We start from the raw sequence: 19,064 nt of genomic DNA, 5'->3' as shown, positions 1-19,064 counted from the left end.
TTAATCTTCTTTATCTAAATTTTCCTTAGCTTTGCTAGGAAGCTTGGATAAAAGATTATTTAAATCAAAATTAATTCCCTGAGTTTTTGCCTCTTCAAGTAAAGCAACTGCAGCTTTTGCATTAAATGGAGAAGAGCCATCATGTGGAGTAAAAAGATGATCTGTTATTGCTAGAGCATAAGCGGATTTTTTCACTTCTTCACGAGCAGCATGAGGAGTGCGAACAAAACATATACTTTCAATCAAAACATCATCAAAATTCCAACGATGCAACAAAAATCCTAAGAAAGAAATATGATCTACACCTAAAAATTCATTCTCTGCTAAAGCAAGATTTTCATTTTTATTTAAAAAAGCTAAAAAATCCTTATCCTTATGATTTTGTATAAGAAAATTTGAAAAAATAACAATACCAAATCTTAAAAGCATTGCACAAGGAACTAAAAGATGAGAAAGTTTTTTATCTTCATCATTAAGCCAATTTGTGATAAAAGTTGCCTCTTCGTTGCAATTTCTTAAAAAAACTTGAGTATCCAAACCATATGGCGAAACATCTATTTTAAAACTATCCCTAATGGAATCAGCGGTAACTATATTGATGATATTACTAACACCTAATAAAGTAATCACTTGATTTATGGTTGTAATTTCTCTTGTAAAACCATAATAAGGAGAATTTGCTAATTGCAAAAGCTTAGCCGTCATCAACGGATCGCTTGAAATAATTTCAGCAACTTTCATGGTTTCTATATTTGAATTAGCCTCACTTACATATTTTCTTAACTTACTTACAGTATCAGGCAAAGGTGGCAAAACTTCGACGCTTTTTAATAAAAGCTCGTTCATATCTCCGATCATATTTAATACATCCTTATTTAATATTCAATGTTGTTCATAGATTTACAATTATATCTAAAATTTAATTTACTTATTGCATTTTTTTATTGCTTAAGGTATAATAAAAATTACAAATAAATGTAAATGCTTGAATTTATGACATTTTGATTTAGTTAACTAGTAATTAAAAAATAGTTTTAATGGAGTTAAATTGATGTTTTTTAATTTTAAAAATAAAAGCTCAACAAAAAAGAAGAAAGTAAAAAAGTTTTAGAAGCTCTATATCTTCAAGAAAATGAACTTGAAGAAAAATTGAAAAAAATAAATATCAAGCCAAAATTAATCATAGGCTTTGTGTCGTATCAACTTAATCTAGCGATCATAGGAAATAAGATTCAAAATTCTATAAATGAACAATGTGATATCATCTTAAGCAGTGCTACTGATTTATTATGCAACCTTGATTCTAACTCAAACATTGAAAATAGTCCCTATAAACAAAATATCCAAGGAATAAGTTTGATGCTTTTTAGTGAAGATATGGTAGAAAATCTTTGCGCAAATAAAATCAAGCTTTTTAGCAATATAAAAGATTATACAGAAAGAAAAAAACTGATAGAAAAAGAAGTTTTATCTATAAATATACCTTTTGAAGCACACTGCACAAATACTTTGCATTATTTAATTTATGACGGTTTAAGTCAAAGCGAAAGTTCTCTTTTAGAACTTTTATACAAACACAACCCCTATCCTTGTGCTTTAGTAGGAGGTGGATCTAGTGGAAATATGGACTTTAGCGGAACATTTATATTTTATAATGGAGAAATATTAAAAAATCAAGCTTTAAGCATACATGTTCAATTTAAACCTAAGTATCGTTTTGATTTAATGAAGTCTCAAAATTTCAATCCTCAAAGCAACATTACCTTTACTATACTTGATGCAAGCTTATATGATAGGACAGTACGCGAATTTATTGATAAAAAAACCTTTCAATCCATCAACGCGGTTGAAGCTTTATGTAATTATTTTAACTGTACTTTTGAAGAACTTAAAAATAAAATGCAAGAATATACTTTTGCTTTAAAAATTGGAGAAGACTATCTTATTTCCCCTATGGAAATCAACCTAGATAAAACATTATTTAGTTATTGTGATATAGAAAGCGCTCAAGAATTAAGCTTGCTTAAAAAAACAAATTTTATTGAAGCTATAAAAAAAGATTATGAAAAATTTTCTCTTAATAAACCAAAACCACTAGGAGCAATTTTTAACGATTGTATCTTAAGAAGGCTTCACAACAAAGAACATTAAATCAAATCCATTTTAATGATTTTCCTATAGTTGGTTTTTCTAGTTTTGGAGAAATTTATGGAGTGGGAATTGCAAAAAGTTTAGTGGCAATATTTTTTTATGAAGTTGAAAATTTTAATGATTTCAAACCTAGATATTTAAAAACTTTCATACAAAAATACAGCGATTTTAAATACTATTATCTTAATATAAGAGCTCAAAAACTAGAAATGACTAATGAGATTAATAAAATAATTTTAAATCAACTCAAACAAAATACATCAGAAATTGATAAAAATACAAGTATATTTAAAGAAATTTTTGAAGAACTTGAAAATATAAGAAGAAGTCTTACAACTATTAGCGAAAGTTTTACCAATTTCACTAACTACCTAGAATACAACTTTTACCAAAGCGAAGAAAAAATGAATTTAGAAAAAGAAGTACAATCTTCTTTGAAAAATATAGATCAATTAAATAGTATTTTGGATCTTATTTCAGGGATTGCTGAACAAACTAGCCTTTTATCTTTAAATGCAGGTATAGAAGCTGCTAGAGCTGGAAAACTTGGTCGTGGATTTGCAGTTGTAGCTGATGAAGTTAGAAAACTTTCAGAAAATACCCAAATGGGTCTAGGTGAAATGGAAGGAGCTATCAAATTAGTTATTCAGACCATACAATCCATTGCAAAAAGCTCCAATTCTAGCACTCAGGAAATGAATTTTATAAGGGATAAATCCGATGAATTTTCCAAAATCATTTCAAATCTTATAAATTCAGGTAAAGAAATTTCAGATAAATTAGAACAAAGAAGTAATGTGAGCGAAGATTTTGAAAAAAATGTGAATCAACTCAAATGTTATGAAGATGTTCTAACTAAATTAAATCAACACTAAAAAATTAAGAATTTCAAGAATCAAAAATCTTGAAATTCTTATACTAAAAAATCAAAGTGCTTTTTTTGCAGCCTCTGCAATTTTTGCAAAAGCAGCAGCATCATTCATAGCTAAATCTGCTAGAATTTTTCTATCAAGTTCAATACCTGCTTTTTTAAGTCCATTGATAAATCTTGAATAACTTAAATCATTAAGCCTACAAGCAGCATTGATACGCACAATCCAAAGACGGCGGAAGTCTCTTTTTTTGCGGCGTCTATCACGATAAGCATAGACTAGACTTCTTTCTAATTGTTCTTTTGCTTTTCTAAAATGTTTGCGGCGTCCACTATAAAAACCACGTGCTAATTTTAAAACTTTTTTATGTCTGCGGCGTCTAACAACACCTGTTTTTACTCTTGCCATTTTTATTTCCTTTCATAAAGTGGCGTCCAAATTTGGATCTTGCCCTTGAAATTTTATCTCAGAGGGGAGTTTGAATGACTTTTAGTCAAAAACTTAAATTCCTAGCATTTTTTCAACAGCTTTTACATTTGTGCTATGCACATATTTAGCTGTGCGAAGATCACGCATTCTTTTTGCAGGTTTTTTAGTCAAAATATGACTTCTAAAAGCTGAGCCTCTTTTGATTTTATTTTTACCTACTTTGAAGCGTTTCACTGCGCTTTTAACGCTTTTCATCTTTGGCATACGCTTTCCTTATTTAGATAAATTTTTATTTTTCAAATTAAAATAAAAGCTAAATACTATCAAATTTTTTCTAATTTTTGACTGAATTTAATTTTTAAAAAACTTGGCACACCTTTTGCTTATAAAAAATCAGCAATATTTTGGAAAGATTTAAAATGACTATAAATTCGGCAAATCCATATCAAAATTTAACCTTATCTAATCCTTTGCAAAACAGCTCTGCTCTAAATTTGATTAAAGATAGCAAAGCCTTAAATCAAGAAGGAAATGAAAATAGCTTAGAACAATTAAGTTATATTTTTAACAATACCACTTATGCTAGTGAATTTGGATTTAGAATTAATGAAGAAGGTTTTTTTGATAAAGATTTAAATAAAATTGCAAACATACCAGAATCTTATGACATTAATATTAAAAGCGTTAGAAGCATAGCAAAAGAACTCGCAAAACAAGATGAAAATTTAAACTACAATAAAATTGATCTACCTTATCTTTTAAATAGCTATCATAGTTCATTAAAATCTATAAATTCAGAATTTTTACAAGATGATAATGCTTATTTAAGTCGCGATTTTATTTCAAAACTATCATCAGGTTTTTCAACAGATAATGGAGAATTTTTAGGTCAAATTTCAAGAATTTACAACAATCAAGAAGAAATTGATTTGGCATTAAGCAATATCACAAATTTAAATACTTTAATATTAGATAATAAAATAACTAATTTTCATTTTGATAAAGCCATAGAAAATACTTCTTCTAATGAAATTTTAAAACCTTATTTAACTAAAAACGCAGAAGTATCAAAATCTGGTCTTTTAATGAATTTTATATACCATGATATAAAAACCCAAAATGAAAAAGAATTTAACTTTTTTATGAAACCTGCCACTTTAGAGCTAAGCTCTCATCAAAATTTGCAAAAAATTCTCAAGGGCGAAACAGATATAGAAGATTACATCAAAAAAGAAAATGAAAAAAAGATGAGTTTTGATCTTTACCTTTATGTGAATGGCATAGATAAAAAAACAAGTACTCAAGACAAACTATCTGTATTTTTTCAACAATATATTAATTACCAAAAAGATATGGATTTAAGAGAATTTGCAAATTCAAGTTCAATATTTCAAATTTATATCGATCAAAATCGCAATGATTTTGATACTCTTAAAAAACAATATCAAAACCAAAGTCAAGACACACAAAGATTAGAAGAAGCAAATCAACTACGTTCTAGCTCTATAGAAAATTTTTTAGATCGTCGTCAAAAACAAGCAAATATAAATAAAATTTTAAACTCTTATATGTCTGTGATGGTTTAAAATAATTTTTTAAAAAATATATAAATTATAAATACTTTAATAATAATAATTTTTATATAATTAATTAATAAAATTTTAAGTATTATAGCATTATAATCCGCTCTCGAAAAATATAAATATAAAAGTACTCAAAACCATGACTTATAATGAAAAAATTATTTCAATGAATAATGATCTTTTAGATCATCAACATAAAGAACTTTTTGAAATTTCTAAAAAACTCTCTTTAATGAACCAGCGTCATGTTGGAACAAAAGAATTAAAAATTGTCTTAAGAGAGCTGTTGATAATGATCAATAGACATTTTTCAGATGAAGAAGCCTTTATGAGAGAAATAAAATATCCTTATATCAACCATCATACAAGAATTCATAGAAAAATTATCTTAGAAATTGAAGAAATTATCATCAGTGAAGCTAAATTTGTAAATATAATGACCGAAAAATTAAATCTCGTTGTTCAAGATTTTATCTTTAAACATACAGCCAAAGAAGATTCAAAGATAGTAAAGTATTACGAAGAAAAATTTAAGAAATAGTATTTCTCATTTTTGCTATATAAAATTCACAAAATATTTCACTTTAAAATTTTACTTTAGCATTTTATTTTTGTTATAATTTTTAACCTAATTTTTATAAATTTTTGTTATTATCCGTTTTCAAATAAAGATAAAAAATATCCTAATTAAAATTAAGGATAAATTAAGGATTTTAAAGTGAAAGTATATTTAGATAACAACGCAACGACAATGCTTGATCCTAATGCTTATGAGTTGATGCTACCTTTTTTAAAGGATATGTATGGAAATCCAAATAGCCTTCATCAATATGGTAGCGCAACACATCCTGCCTTAAGAGAAGCTTTGGATAAACTTTATGCAGGACTTGGAGCAAATGACCTAGACGACATAGTTGTAACCTCCTGTGCGACAGAAAGCATTAACTGGGTGCTTAAGGGTGTGTATTTTGATCATATTTTAGATAAAGAACGCAATGAAGTGATTATTTCTAGTGTAGAACACCCTGCTATTACTGCTGCTGCTTATTTTTTAAAAAGTCTTGGAGTAAAAGTCATAGAACTTCCTGTAAATGAAGAAGGGGTTTCTACTGTAGAAGATTTGCGTAAAGTGATTAGCGATAAAACAGCACTTGTAAGTGTTATGTGGGCAAATAATGAAACAGGTATGATTTTTGATATTAAAGCGATGGCAGAACTTGCACATGAATTTGGTGCTCTTTTTCATACAGATGCTACTCAAGCAGTAGGTAAAATAAAGGTTAATTTAACTCAAGTAGGAGTTGATTTTGCTTCATTTTCGGCACATAAATTTCATGGACCAAAGGGTGTGGGTGGACTTTTTATAAAAAAAGGACTTAAACTTACTCCACTTTTACACGGTGGAGAACACATGGGTGGTCGTAGAAGTGGGACTTTAAATGTACCTTATATAGTGGCTATGGGCGAGGCTTTGCGTATTGCAAATACTATGCTTGATTTTGAAGATTCTCATATACGCCGTTTAAGAGATAAACTAGAAGATCAAATTTTAGCCTTACCTGATACAACAGTGGTTGGAAAAAGAGAGCACCGTGTGCCTAATACAATCTTAGCAAGTATTAAAGGTGTTGAAGGCGAAGCAATGCTTTGGGATTTAAATAAAAATGGTATAGCTGCAAGTACGGGCTCAGCCTGTGCAAGTGAAGCTTTAGAAAGCAATCCTATTATGGAAGCTATCGGTGCGGAGCATGATTTAGCGCATACAGCTTTAAGACTTTCTTTGTCACGTTTTAACACTGAAGAAGAAATTGATTATGCAGCAAAACAAATTAAAAATGCAACACAGAGATTAAGAGCAATTTCTTGTACTTATGCTTATAATCCAAATAATTACAAATAAGGATGAAAAATGGGAAAAAATAGTTTAATTGGTGGATCCATTTGGGATGAGTATTCACAAAAAGTTCAAGATAGAATGAATAATCCTCAACATATGGGAGAATTTAGCGAAGAAGATGCTAAAGCACGCAATGCAAAATTGATCGTAGCTGATTTTGGTGCAGAAAGTTGCGGCGATGCGGTAAGACTTTTTTGGCTTGTAGATGAAAAAACTGATAAAATTATCGATGCAAAATTTAAAAGTTTTGGTTGTGGCACAGCTATAGCAAGTAGTGATACTATGGTGGATCTTTGTATAGGAAAAACTGTAGATGAAGCAGTAAAAATCACAAATTTAGATGTGGAATTTGCTATGCGTGATAATCCAGAAACTCCAGCTGTTCCACCTCAAAAAATGCACTGTTCGGTTATGGCTTATGATGTAATCAAACAAGCAGCAGCGCATTATAAAGGCATAAGTCCTGAAGATTTTGAAGATCAAATTATAGTTTGCGAGTGTGCTAGGGTAAGTCTTGGAACTATTAAAGAAGTGATTAAACTTAATGATTTGCATAGCGTAGAAGAAATCACACAATATACTAAAGCGGGTGCTTTTTGTAAATCCTGTATCAAACCAGGCGGACATGAAAAAAGAGATTATTACCTTGTAGATATTTTAGCTGAAACTAGAGCTGAAATAGATAGAGAAAAACTCAAAAATACAATGAAAAATGATGTGGCTTTTGATGAAATGACCGTAGTGGGACAATTAAAAGCAGTTGAAAGTGTTTTAGATGCTGAAATTCGCCCTATGCTTCATAATGATGGTGGAGATTTGGAAGTGATTGATATACAAAAGGCTGAAGGTGCAGCAATTGATGTTTATATTCGTTATCTTGGTGCTTGTAGTGGTTGTTCTAGTGGAAGTGGTGCAACACTTTATGCTATTGAAACAATTTTACAAGAAGAATTAAGTCCAAATATACGCGTTATGCCGGTTTAAAAAAATAGCAAGATAAAATCTTGCTATTTTATAGCTTTTGCTTGCAAATCAAGGGGTGGTAAATTTTCTATATAAATACTACGACTTGGGAAAGCAAAGGTTAAACCATTTTTTTCAATTATACGCATAAACTCAAGCATTAAACTTTGTCTAGCTTCTCTAAAATCTTTTCCGCCTATTTCTTTGGTATAAAAATAAAGCTCTATATTAATACTACTATCTGCAAATTCACTTAAAGCCACATAACAAGCATTTTTATAGCCTTCTAAATCATTAATAGATACAAGATTTTGACGATATTTTGTTGTATGATCGCCATATTTTAATGCGCTATCCTCATCGTGAGCTACCAAATCACTTGTATCTAAAAATTCTCTTAGATCTTTTACGCATTGTTCTAGTTTTTCAGGAGTAGCATCATAACCAACACCCAAATACATTCTAACATGGCGACCCATGCGTCTTTTACTCCAATTTTTGATATTAGCTCCCATAATAGTTGAATTTGGTAAAAATACGAGACAATTATCAAAAGTTCTAATAGTAGTTTTTCTAAGTCCTATTTCAACTACTGTTCCTTCTATACCTGAAACCTCTACCCAATCTCCTTGATTAAAACTATTATCAAAAAGTAAGAGTATAGAAGCAAAGAAATTTGCAATTATATCTTTCGCTGCTAAAGCAACAGCTAAACCACCAATTCCCAAAGATGCAATAATAGCCGAAATATTAAAACCAAGTTGAGCAAGAATATATAATAAAGCTATGATAATAATGACAAAATATAAAATTTTAATAATTAAATTTACAACTTCTTTTTTTCCACTTTTTTGAGCAAGTTTAGAAACCAATACCACGCCATAACCATCAAGCATTCTTAAAATAAGCCATGCAATTAAAACTGCATAAACTATATGAAAAAAATTACTTAAATTTACACTCAAAGGTGCAGGATAAGTTGCTATAGTAAGACAAAGAGAAATAGCATAGACAATCAACAAGAAACCTACGGGTTTTTTAATATTCTCAATAAAAATGACTTTAATATCATCTACATCATTTTTATTTCTATAAAAAAGCTGAACAAGGAAAAAATATACTATATTTGCAAAAAAACGTCTTAAAGATATAAAAAATACTAAAACCAAAGCAGAAATTACTATTTTTCCGATATTAACAAAACTTACCCCAATTGCCTCATTTATACGATCTATCCAAACTTGAAGCTCGAGTAATGAAAAAATATAATTACTTTCAAGCAAATCTGCATTTGAGCGTAAATACTTAAGAATTTCAGAATAAGAATCTACAGCATTACTGACATATCTTTCTTTTAGGGTAATTTTTTCTAATTCTTCTGGATTTGTAATTTTGCTTTTAAAACTATCTAAATTAACATTAGAAGAATTTTGTAAATTTTCCATTGCCTTATCAACAGTAGCAATCAAATCTTCACTGCTTGCTGTATTTTTAAAAAGTTTTTCCACTTCAAACAAAGAAGAATAAAAACTTTCCACAATATTAAAATAAACTAGATTAAGAGTGGCATCTGTATAAATATAAGGCTTATTAATATTCTTTTTTTGAACATCTAGTAATTTTTCTTTTGCTTTTAAAAATCTAGCCACTGCCTCTTCATTAATCTTTTGTCCTACTATCATATCGGGTATTTTTGCTAAAATAGTCTTTTTGTCTTTTTCAAATTCACTTAAAATACCATTAAAAGTGCTTGAATTTTCATCATTGTTTTTCTTAAATTCTTTAATTTGATTGTTAAGATCAACATATTTTTCAACTAAAGCATAAATTCCTTCATCCTCTTTACTAATATTTGCATCAATAAATTTAAATTCTTGTGCTCCAAGGTATAAAATAAAAAAACATAAACTAAAAATAATTTTTTTCATTGAACTTTCCTATCCTGTATTAAAGTAAAAATTTTTGCTTTAAAATCATACTCATAAATTTCACCTGTCTCTATAATATAATACCAAGCATGTACTTCTATTTTTCCTTCATCTAAAGCTTCTTGCACGCCTGGATAAGTAAGTATATTTTGCAAAGAATTTACTAAATTTAATTTTTCTGTAAGCCATGAACGCATAGCCAAATCGTCTCTTGCAAAAATCATCACATCTTTTTTTATCGGATCTAACATGGTAAGCCATTTTTTCACGTTAGGAATTTTATTTAACTCTTCATCAGAATAATAAAGAGCATTGCAACCTCCACAATTACTATGGCCACAAACGACGATATTTTTAATATGCAATGAATTTAAAGCATACTCTATTGCTGAAGTTGTCGCCAAGTAATCTTCTCCAACGCGATAAGGTGGAACTATATTTGCAATATTTCGTATTACAAAAAGCTCACCTGGACCCGTATTAGTGATCAAATTTGGAATTACTCTAGAATCAGAACAACCTATAAAAAGAGTATGGGGATTTTGCTTATTTTTTAGACTTTCAAAAAGTTCTTCATGCTCCTTAAAGTCTTCTTGCATAAACTTAATCGCACCGCTAATAAGATTTTCCATAAAACCAACCTGAAACTAAAATCTTGAAATTATAACAAAATTTCAGCAAAGATTTCATTTAAGCATAAGATATTATATAAATTAACTTTTTATTTAGTCTAATATGTTAGATTTCGCTCAAGATTTTAAAAAATCTAACAATTTTGCAAGGAGAATTTTATGAGTCTTTATGATAGAGACTACTCAAGATCAAAAGAATTTGAAAATACACGCTCAAGCGAATTAAGTATTTTTATTAAACAAACTTATCAACTTTTTGCTGCTTCATTATTAGCTGCAACAGTAGGTGCGTATGTAGGAATTTTTGCTTTAGCATCATTTTTTATACAATCACAAGTAACTTTTTGGATCCTTTTTGCTGTTGAAATCGGACTTTTATTTGCTTTGCAATGGAAAAAAAGAGAGGCTCCATTAAATCTTGTTTTACTTTTTGGTTTTACTTTCTGCTCAGGTTTAACGCTTACACCTTTACTTATTTCAGTTTTAGCTCTACCAGCTGGAGGAATTATCATCGCTCAAGCTTTTGCTTTAACAACAGTTGCTTTTGCAGGACTTAGTGTATTTGCTATGAATACAAAAAAAGATTTTACTGTTATGGGTAAAGCTTTATTTATAGTATTGATCGTTATTGTAGCAGCATCTTTACTAAACCTTTTCTTCCAAAGCAGTATAGTTAATCTAGCTATTTCAGCAGTAGCTGCAATATTATTTTCATTTTACATTCTTTATGATACGCAAAATATTATCCGCGGAAATTATGAAACTCCAATCGAAGGTGCAGTAGCACTTTATCTTGATTTTGTTAATCTTTTCGTATCTTTACTTAATATCTTAAGAAGCTTCAATAGCAGATAAGTTTTTGTGGGATTTTTCTCACAAAAACTTTTCAAGTTTCAAAACTTTTCAAGTTTTATTTAGTTAAAATAATCATTTAAAAATTAACTTTTAGGAATTTTCAATGATCACTCTTTTAATCATTTTACAATTTATCATCGTTGTAGTTATTTGTATAGCAGTTTTACTTCAAAAAAGTTCAAGTATAGGACTTGGAGCTTATAGTGGAAGCAATGAAAGTTTATTTGGCGCCAAAGGACCGGCTGGATTTTTGGCAAAATTTACCTTTGTCATGGGAATTTTACTTATTGCAAATACTATTGGTCTTGGTTATTTATACAATAAAGCTAGCAAGGACTCTTTAGCAGAGAAAATTAAAGTAGAAAACAACAACACTACTATTCCAAGTGCTCCTATTGTGCCTGCCCCAAACACAAATTCTATCGCTCCAAGTGCACCACAACTTCCAAGCGATGTTAATTCAAGTAAATAATTAAAGGAAATGATAATGCTAAGTGAAATTTTTAACAAACAAAAAACCCAAAGTGAAAAATCTTTAGAAGCCTTAAAAAAAGACTTCACCACTTTAAGAACTGGAAAAGTTAATACCCATATTTTAGATCATATTACAGTGGATTACTATGGAACTCAAACTCCTTTAAATCAAGTAGCAACTGTTTTAGCAAGTGATGCTTCAACTATTAGCATCACTCCTTGGGAAAAACCTTTACTAAAAACCATAGAAAGCGCTATTGCAGCTGCAAATATCGGTGTAAATCCAAATAATGACGGCGAAAGTGTAAAATTATTTTTCCCTCCGATGACTAGAGAGCAAAGAGAAGAAAACGTAAAACAAGCTAAAGCTATGGGTGAAAAGGCAAAAGTTTCTATAAGAAATATACGCAAAGATGCCAACGATGCAGTTAAAAAACTAGAAAAAGATAAGGCAATAAGCGAAGATGAAGCAAAAAAAGCTTATGATGAAGTACAAAAACTTACCGACACCTATACAACAAAAATTGATGAGAGTGTAAAAAGCAAAGAAAGTGAACTTTTAAAGGTTTAACGATGAATTTAGAACAAATTTATAAAGATTGTGGTGCTTATTTAGAAGGGCATTTTTTACTAAGTTCAGGTAAACATTCGCAATTTTATCTTCAAAGTGCAAAAGTTTTAGAGGATCCAAAATTAGCAGCAAAACTTTGTGATGAACTTGCAAAGATTATTGCAAGCTATAAGATAGAATTTGACAGCATTTGTTCTCCTGCTTTAGGTGGAATTTTAGCAGGTTATGAGCTTGCAAGAGCTTGTAGCAAACGTTTTATCTTCACTGAAAGAGTAAATAAAGAAATGACTTTAAGACGTGGTTTTGAAGTAAAAAAGGGTGAAAAATTTATAATTTGTGAAGATATCATTACTACAGGTGGTAGTGCTTTAGAGAGTGCAAAAATCATTGAAAGTTTAGGTGGCATTGTTGTAGGTTTTGCAGCATTGGCAAATCGTGGTTTTTGTGCAGTAGAAAATTTAAAATCTCCAAGAAAAGATAATGCGAAATTACCTGAAAATTTACCACTCTTTACTCTAGGAAATTTTGAATTTAAAATTTATGATGAAATAAATTGCCCACTTTGTAAAAAAGGGAGTAAAGCTATAAAACCAGGAAGTCGTGGAAATTAAATGAAAACTAAAGCAAAAATTAGCTCTAGATGGCTAAGATTTAGAGCTTTGCTTATAGATATTTTTCTTATTTATGTTCCTATTTTGTATTTATTTTATTTTCTATTAGGCTCTAAAGAAGCTTTTTTAAACAACCATTTTATCACAACTTTATGTACTTTTTTATTTGGTTTGATTCAAGCTATTTTTTTAACAAAAAAGGCACAAAGCCCAGGTCTTAAAGCATATGATTTATATCTTATTGATATAAAAACGGGAAAGAAACTAAGTTTTCTTAGAATTTTACTAAGATATGTGATATTTATTATAAGTTTTGGCTTACTCTTTGGTTTATTTGTCAGTTTTGTAAGAAAAGATCGTTTAAATTTACACGATATTTTAACTCAAAGTTGTATAGCTACTAAAGCATAAAGAAAGGTTAAAAATGCAAAGAAAAAGAATTTACAATCCAAGTTCAAACGAAACCCTAGGAGATCGTAAAGTTTTTGATGGTAACCCACATGGAATTTTAAATTTCACTAAGGCAAAATATACTTGGGCTTTAAAACTTTGGGATTTAATGGAGGCAAATACTTGGTTTCCAAAAGAAGTGGATACAACTAAAGATGCACTTGATTATCGCTGTAATTTAACTGCAGGTGAAAAAAGAATGTATGATTTGGTTTGGAGTCAGCTTATTTCTATGGATAGTTTTCAAACCAATAATTTAGCAGACAATATCAACCCTTACATCACAGCTCCTGAAATCAATGCAGTTTTGGCACGCCAAGCTTATGAAGAGGCAAACCATTCAAAATCTTACGCTGTTATGGTAGAAGCGATTTGCGATAATACAGATTTGATTTATGAAATGGAAAAGCATGATGAAACTTTGCGTGAAAAAAATGACTTTATTTCAAGCATTTATGAAGAATTAGCAGGCGATGTAGATGATAATAAACTTCTTTTAGCTATGGTGGCAAATCAAATTTTAGAAGGAGTATATTTTTATAGTGGTTTTACTGCTATTTACGCACTTGCGCGTGCAGGAAAAATGCTAGGTTCAGCACAAATGATCCGCTTTATCCAAAGAGATGAAATCACACATCTTTTATTATTTCAAAATATGATCAATTCAGTACGCAAAGAAAGACCTGATTTATTCCATGATGAAAATATCAATAAAATTTATGATATGTTTAAAAAAGCTGGAGATCTTGAGATCAAATGGGGTAAATACATCACTCAAAATCAAATCATGGGCTTTACTGATGATATCATAGAAGAATATATCCATTATCTTGTAGATCAAAGATTAAGTGCGATCAATTTAGATAAGTTATACAATGCAAAACATCCTATTAAATGGGTGGATGATTTTTCAAAATTTAACGATCAAAAGAGCAATTTCTTTGAAAGTAAAGTAACGAATTATTCTAAGGGTAGTATAAGCTTTGATGACTTCTAAAACTTCTTTAGCCTTGCTTTGTGATTTTTATGAATTTACAATGTCTCAAGGCTATTTCAAAAACAGTAAAAAAGATCAAATTTGTTATTTTGATATATTTTTTAGAAAAATTCCAGATTCGGGTTCTTTTGCTATTTTTGCAGGTCTTGAAGATATTTTAGACTTTGTTGAAAATTTGAGTTTTGATACAGAAGATATAGAATTTTTAAGAAAACAAGGTATTTTTGATACAGAATTTTTAGATTTTTTAGCCAGCTTTAAATTTAAAGGTGAAATTTATGCCATGCGTGAAGGAGAAGTGATTTTTCCAAACGAACCTTTGCTTTGTATTAAGGCTACAACTATAGAAGCACAGCTTTTAGAAACTTTTTTACTTTTAAGCTTAAATCATCAAAGCCTTATTGCTACCAAAACTAATCGTATCGTGCGTGCAGCTAAAGACAGTAAAATTTTAGAATTTGGTTCACGCAGAGCACAAGGAAGTGAAGCAGCCTTAAAAGGAGCAAGAGCAGCTTTTATAGGAGGTTGCATAGGAAGTGCTTGTACTTTAGCAGGAAAAATTTATAATATCCCTATCAATGGAACTATGGCACATTCTTGGGTGCAAATGTTTGAAAATGAACTTGAAGCTTTTAAAGCTTATGTGAAAATTTATCCAAAAAATCCTGTTTTTTTGATCGATACTTATGATTGTCTAAATAGCGGACTTAAAAATGCGATTAAAGTTTTTAAAGAATTTGGTATCCAAGAAGGCGGTGTGAGAATAGATTCTGGAAATTTACTTGAGTTGAGTTTGAAAATCAGACAAGAGCTTGATCAAGCAGGACTTCAAAAATGTAAAATCATAGTTTCTAACGCCCTTGATGAATGGAGCATTAAAAAACTCAAAGAACAAAATGCACCTATTGATATCTTTGGTGTAGGCGAAAGATTGATCACTGCTTCAAGTGACCCTATTTTTAGTTGCGTTTATAAACTCGCAGCCTTAGAAGATCAAGGCATAAAACCTAAAATCAAAATCAGCGAAAATAACGAAAAATCAACCCTACCTCATTTTAAAAAGCTTTTTAGGGTTTATGATAAAAACACGCAAAAAATCCTTTTTGATGAGCTTTATGTTTTTGACGAAAACCCAAATCAAGATGAAAATTTAGAACGCAAAGAACTTTTAGAATTAGTCTACAAAGAAAAAAGACTTCTTAAAAAGTCATCTTTAAATACTATTCAAGATTATACAAAAGAGCAAATTTCAAAACTCGATGAGAGTTTTTTAGATCTTGATCGTTTTGTGAAATTTGAAGTAAAACTCTCGCCTAAACTTCAAAATATCACTGAAGATCTTTTAAAAACTCGTTTTTAAAATCTACATAATTTAAAGCGGATTGTTTTAGAAAGCTGACTTCTTCATCGTTTAATTCACGCACAAATTTTGCAGGATTTCCAAGTATCAAAGAGCGTGGCGGAAATTTTTTACCCTTTGTTACAACGCTTCCAGCACCCACTATGCTATCTTCTTCTATCAAAGCATTATCCATGATAACAGCATTCATTCCAATTAAAACACGATTTTTTATCACACAAGCATGGATAACGCAATTATGTCCTATAGTTACATCATCTCCTATTATCGTAGGAAAACCAGCGTCTTTTAACTTTCCTTTTTTATCAAATTCCCTATGCCAAACATGCACCGTACTAAGATCTTGAATATTGGTTCTTTTGCCAATTTTTATAAAATTAACATCGGCTCTTAAAACACAATTAAACCAAATACTACTTTCATCTCCTATTTCTATTTCTCCTATGATTTTAGCGCCCTCTGCAACAAAAACATTTTGACCTAGTTTGGGACTATGATTTTTAAATTTTATAAGCATTTTTTTCCTTTTTATTTAAGTATAGCTAAGTTTAACTCTATTTCAACTTTTTTAGTTACAATTTTTATTTAAATTTATAGGAGAAGTAATGAACGCATTTGAACAAAAAAGATGTCAAAATATGGCTGAAGAAATTGCACAAAAAGTTTTTATCAATGAAGAGCTTTTTAATGCTTTTTGTCAAATTCCGCGTGAAATTTTTTCTCCTTTAAAAGCCCATGCTTATCGCCTTGATGCTTTGCCTTTGGCAAATTCTCAATGGATTAGTTCACCTTTAACTGTAGCTAAAATGACTATGGCCTTAGATTTTAAAAATGCTGATAGTATTTTAGAGATAGGTTGTGGAAGTGGCTATCAAGCTGCGATTTTAAGCAAAGTCATAAGGCGTGTTTTTACCATAGAACGCATAGAAAATTTAGCCAAAAAAGCCGCTCAAACTTTCAGAGAATTAGAACTTTTTAATATCAATGTAAAATTTGATGATGGGCAAAATGGCTGGAAAAATTATGCTCCTTATGATAGGATTTTATTTTCTGCTTATGCGACACAAATTCCTGAAATTTTACTCGATCAATTAAGCGATGACGGGATTTTAGTCGCTCCTATTTTACACAATGGCAAACAATTCATCACACGCCTTAGAAAAAATGGCACAAATTTACAAAAAGAAATTTTAGAAGAATGTTTATTTGTGCCTATAGTAGATGGGAAAGAATAAACTTTTTTTACAAAATTTATTAAAAACTCTTTAGAGCCTTTCTTAACTTTTCACTCATTTCATCAATATGTTCTTTTTGCAAAATCAAAGGAGGTAAAAATCTCAAATCATTCTCCCCGCAACTTATCAGTAAAAGTGCATTTTCTTGGCATTTTTGAATGACCTTGGATACTTTTACATTTTTATCAAGGCTCAACCCTTGCATAAACCCTAAGCCTTTGCGTTTTTTACAAAAATCAAATTCTTTGATCAACTCATCTAAACTTTGCTCTAAATAAGGCGTAAGTTTATTGACATTTTCTAAAATTTTTTCTTCTTTAAAAATTTCAAAAACCGCATTCACTCCTACACAAACCAAAGGATTTCCCCCATAAGTGCTACCATGATCGCCCGCTTCTAAAGAATTGCTTGCTACCTTTTGATTTATTACAAAAGCACCCACACTAAGCCCACAACCCAAGGCCTTCGCTGAAGTCATGATATCAGGCAAAATTTGTGCGTGCTCATAGGCAAAAAATTTTCCACTTCTACCCATACCACATTGAATTTCATCAGCGATTAATAATATATCTTTTTCATCGCAAAGCTTTCTTAAGGCTTTGTAAAAATCTTTATTTGCAGGATTTATCCCACCTTCTCCTTGCACGCTTTCTAAGATAATGGCGCAAGTTTTTTCATTTACCAGTTTTTCAACGCTTGAAATATCATTATATTTTGCAAATTTAACCCCTGAAATTAAAGGTTTAAAAGGCTTTTGATATTTTTCATTAGCAGTAAGCGATAAAGCCCCTAAAGTACGCCCATGAAAAGAATGCTTAAAAGCGATAAATTGTCCACCCTTAATACCTTTGTTAAAGGCGTATTTTCTAGCTGTTTTCATCGCTCCTTCTATACCTTCTGTACCAGAATTTGTAAAAAAAACACGCTCTAAAGCACTAGCTTTGGCTAAATTTTTAGCTGCAGCGGCTATGTTTTCATTATAATATAAATTGCTAGTATGTAAAAGTTTATCCACTTGAGCTTTGATTTTAGCATTAAATTTAGCATGATTATATCCTAAAGCACAAACACCTATGCCACTTGAAAAATCAAGATATTTTTTAGACTTATCATCAAAAAGATAAACCCCCTGCCCTTTTTCTAAAACTATATCAAAACGCTTATAAGTAGGGATAATATGACTTTGTTCTTTATAATCCATTTTCATCCTTTAACCCACCAAAGTGCCTATACCTTCATCGGTAAAAAACTCAAGCAACAAAGAATGTTTCACACGCCCATCTAAAATATGTACCTTTTTGACTCCATTTTGACAAGCATCAATGCAAGATTTTAATTTTACATGCATACCACCTTCTATTTTAGGAGCTAAAATTTTAGCCTGTTCAAGGTTGATTTTAGAAATTAAAGAATTTTTATCATTAAAATCCTCATAAAGCCCTGCAGTATCGGTTAGAAAAGCAAGTTTTTCAGCCCTTAAAGCCTTAGCGATCGCACAAGCTGCGTCATCAGCGTTGATATTATAAGTATTAAAATTCTCATCCATGCCAATAGGAGCAATGATAGGTAAAAAATCTTTTTCCAAAAGCTCTTCTAAAATTTTCGAATTTACCTTTTGTATCGTGCCAACAAAAGCTAAATTTTCATCTTTTTTCACACATTCTAAAAGCGCGCCATCTTTACCACAAAGCCCTATGGCTTTAACTCCTAAATTTTGCAAACTATGGACTAAATTTTTATTGATATGATTTAAAACCATACTGGCTACTTCAGTAGTGGCTTTATCACTAACTCTAAGACCGTTTTTAAACTCACTCTTTACGCCTAATTTTTCACACATAGCAGAAATATCTTTTCCCCCACCATGTACGATGATAGGCTTTAAACCCACAAGTTTTAAAAGAGCTATATCTTGCATCACGCAATGCTTTAGCTCTTCATTTTCCATAGCTGATCCGCCGTATTTTATAAGTATAATCTTGGAATTAAATTTGCGTATATAAGGCAAAGCTTCGATTAAGACATTGGCTTTTTCTAAATATTTTTGCATGATCAT

Annotated in this window: 22 protein-coding genes and 1 pseudogene; 15 read left to right on the top strand and 8 right to left on the bottom strand. The window is 30.2% G+C overall.

Going from position 1 to position 19,064, the window contains the following annotated elements:
• Positions 1-858, bottom strand: coding sequence for a cheVAW transcriptional regulator CheP (cheP, locus tag FBE93_RS05935; RefSeq protein ID WP_002933722.1), 858 nt, complete (start codon positions 856-858; stop codon positions 1-3).
• Between the two features lie 333 nt (positions 859-1,191).
• Between cheP and FBE93_RS08500 the strand changes: the two are divergent.
• The 3 genes and pseudogenes from FBE93_RS08500 to FBE93_RS08490 all read left to right on the top strand — a co-directional run bounded on the left by FBE93_RS08500 (position 1,192) and on the right by FBE93_RS08490 (position 3,026).
• Positions 1,192-1,924, top strand: a pseudogene (locus FBE93_RS08500) (FIST N-terminal domain-containing protein).
• Complete coding sequence (locus FBE93_RS08495; RefSeq protein ID WP_165434265.1) at positions 1,900-2,151, top strand: hypothetical protein; 252 nt, start codon at positions 1,900-1,902, stop codon at positions 2,149-2,151. The pseudogene FBE93_RS08500 and the gene FBE93_RS08495 overlap by 25 nt, the downstream one beginning before the upstream one ends.
• Positions 2,115-3,026: a methyl-accepting chemotaxis protein gene (locus tag FBE93_RS08490; protein ID WP_242631498.1), complete on the top strand. Its 912-nt coding sequence runs from the start codon at positions 2,115-2,117 to the stop codon at positions 3,024-3,026. The genes FBE93_RS08495 and FBE93_RS08490 overlap by 37 nt, the downstream gene beginning before the upstream one ends.
• A 51-nt stretch (positions 3,027-3,077) precedes the next feature.
• On the opposite strand, the gene rplT is transcribed toward FBE93_RS08490, so the two are convergent.
• Together rplT and rpmI are read right to left on the bottom strand one after the other, a co-directional pair.
• Positions 3,078-3,431, bottom strand: a complete 354-nt coding sequence (gene rplT / locus FBE93_RS05915) for a 50S ribosomal protein L20 (protein WP_002851731.1) — start codon at positions 3,429-3,431, stop codon at positions 3,078-3,080.
• Positions 3,432-3,524: 93 nt separating this feature from the next.
• The gene (gene rpmI, locus FBE93_RS05910; protein ID WP_002777995.1) at positions 3,525-3,716 is read right to left on the bottom strand and encodes a 50S ribosomal protein L35; all 192 of its coding nucleotides are present in this window, start codon (positions 3,714-3,716) and stop codon (positions 3,525-3,527) included.
• Positions 3,717-3,871: 155 nt separating this feature from the next.
• Here rpmI and FBE93_RS05905 point away from each other — a divergent pair, with 155 nt between their 5' ends.
• The 4 genes from FBE93_RS05905 (at position 3,872) to FBE93_RS05890 (ending at position 7,916) form a co-directional block, all read left to right on the top strand.
• Positions 3,872-5,038: a hypothetical protein gene (locus FBE93_RS05905; protein WP_002933725.1), complete on the top strand. Its 1,167-nt coding sequence runs from the start codon at positions 3,872-3,874 to the stop codon at positions 5,036-5,038.
• A gap of 136 nt (positions 5,039-5,174) precedes the next feature.
• Positions 5,175-5,576 (top strand): bacteriohemerythrin, encoded by a 402-nt coding sequence (locus FBE93_RS05900; protein WP_165434264.1) that lies wholly within the window; start codon positions 5,175-5,177, stop codon positions 5,574-5,576.
• A 177-nt stretch (positions 5,577-5,753) separates the two neighbouring features.
• Complete coding sequence (locus FBE93_RS05895) at positions 5,754-6,935, top strand: NifS family cysteine desulfurase (RefSeq protein ID WP_002933729.1); 1,182 nt, start codon at positions 5,754-5,756, stop codon at positions 6,933-6,935.
• Positions 6,936-6,944: 9 nt separating this feature from the next.
• Entirely contained in the window at positions 6,945-7,916 is a 972-nt protein-coding gene (locus FBE93_RS05890) for an iron-sulfur cluster assembly scaffold protein (protein ID WP_165434263.1), read from the top strand.
• 23 nt (positions 7,917-7,939) lie between these two features.
• Here the strand turns inward: FBE93_RS05890 and FBE93_RS05885 are convergent, their stop codons facing one another.
• Positions 7,940-9,823 carry a mechanosensitive ion channel family protein gene (locus tag FBE93_RS05885; RefSeq protein ID WP_165434262.1) on the bottom strand — a complete coding sequence of 628 codons (1,884 nt, stop codon included), beginning with the start codon at positions 9,821-9,823 and terminating at the stop codon, positions 7,940-7,942.
• On the bottom strand, positions 9,820-10,455 hold the full coding sequence (locus tag FBE93_RS05880; protein ID WP_002851887.1) for a carbonic anhydrase: 636 nt from the start codon (positions 10,453-10,455) through the stop codon (positions 9,820-9,822). The genes FBE93_RS05885 and FBE93_RS05880 overlap by 4 nt, the downstream gene beginning before the upstream one ends.
• A gap of 159 nt (positions 10,456-10,614) precedes the next feature.
• On the opposite strand from FBE93_RS05880, the gene FBE93_RS05875 reads away from it, so the two are divergent.
• The 7 genes from FBE93_RS05875 to FBE93_RS05845 all read left to right on the top strand — a co-directional run bounded on the left by FBE93_RS05875 (position 10,615) and on the right by FBE93_RS05845 (position 15,773).
• A complete protein-coding gene (locus FBE93_RS05875; protein WP_002851668.1) occupies positions 10,615-11,310 on the top strand; it encodes a Bax inhibitor-1/YccA family protein in 696 nt (231 codons plus the stop codon).
• A gap of 103 nt (positions 11,311-11,413) precedes the next feature.
• The gene (secG, locus tag FBE93_RS05870) at positions 11,414-11,782 is read left to right on the top strand and encodes a preprotein translocase subunit SecG (RefSeq protein WP_002933735.1); all 369 of its coding nucleotides are present in this window, start codon (positions 11,414-11,416) and stop codon (positions 11,780-11,782) included.
• Between the two features lie 9 nt (positions 11,783-11,791).
• Positions 11,792-12,355 (top strand): ribosome recycling factor, encoded by a 564-nt coding sequence (gene frr / locus FBE93_RS05865; protein WP_079460285.1) that lies wholly within the window; start codon positions 11,792-11,794, stop codon positions 12,353-12,355.
• 2 nt (positions 12,356-12,357) lie between these two features.
• Entirely contained in the window at positions 12,358-12,966 is a 609-nt protein-coding gene (gene pyrE, locus FBE93_RS05860) for an orotate phosphoribosyltransferase (protein WP_165434261.1), read from the top strand.
• Complete coding sequence (locus tag FBE93_RS05855) at positions 12,967-13,377, top strand: RDD family protein (protein WP_002851998.1); 411 nt, start codon at positions 12,967-12,969, stop codon at positions 13,375-13,377.
• A gap of 13 nt (positions 13,378-13,390) precedes the next feature.
• Positions 13,391-14,413 carry a ribonucleotide-diphosphate reductase subunit beta gene (locus FBE93_RS05850; RefSeq protein WP_002851758.1) on the top strand — a complete coding sequence of 341 codons (1,023 nt, stop codon included), beginning with the start codon at positions 13,391-13,393 and terminating at the stop codon, positions 14,411-14,413.
• Complete coding sequence (locus FBE93_RS05845) at positions 14,400-15,773, top strand: nicotinate phosphoribosyltransferase (RefSeq protein WP_165434260.1); 1,374 nt, start codon at positions 14,400-14,402, stop codon at positions 15,771-15,773. Before FBE93_RS05850 ends, FBE93_RS05845 begins: the two co-directional genes overlap by 14 nt.
• On the opposite strand, the gene FBE93_RS05840 is transcribed toward FBE93_RS05845, so the two are convergent.
• Positions 15,742-16,290 carry a gamma carbonic anhydrase family protein gene (locus FBE93_RS05840; protein WP_002933739.1) on the bottom strand — a complete coding sequence of 183 codons (549 nt, stop codon included), beginning with the start codon at positions 16,288-16,290 and terminating at the stop codon, positions 15,742-15,744. The genes FBE93_RS05845 and FBE93_RS05840 overlap by 32 nt on opposite strands.
• Positions 16,291-16,378: 88 nt before the next feature.
• Between FBE93_RS05840 and FBE93_RS05835 the strand changes: the two genes are divergently transcribed.
• A complete protein-coding gene (locus FBE93_RS05835; RefSeq protein ID WP_002851780.1) occupies positions 16,379-17,008 on the top strand; it encodes a protein-L-isoaspartate(D-aspartate) O-methyltransferase in 630 nt (209 codons plus the stop codon).
• Between the two features lie 19 nt (positions 17,009-17,027).
• On the opposite strand, the gene FBE93_RS05830 is transcribed toward FBE93_RS05835, so the two are convergent.
• Positions 17,028-18,215: an aspartate aminotransferase family protein gene (locus FBE93_RS05830; RefSeq protein ID WP_165434259.1), complete on the bottom strand. Its 1,188-nt coding sequence runs from the start codon at positions 18,213-18,215 to the stop codon at positions 17,028-17,030.
• 3 nt (positions 18,216-18,218) lie between these two features.
• Positions 18,219-19,064 carry an acetylglutamate kinase gene (argB, locus tag FBE93_RS05825; RefSeq protein ID WP_072225809.1) on the bottom strand — a complete coding sequence of 282 codons (846 nt, stop codon included), beginning with the start codon at positions 19,062-19,064 and terminating at the stop codon, positions 18,219-18,221.

The sequence above is a fragment of the Campylobacter sp. CFSAN093229 genome, from assembly GCF_011068225.1.
Lineage (GTDB): Bacteria > Campylobacterota > Campylobacteria > Campylobacterales > Campylobacteraceae > Campylobacter_D > Campylobacter_D jejuni.
The sequence above is the reverse complement of the archived record's forward strand: the minus strand, read 5'-3'. Positions and strand labels throughout refer to the sequence as shown.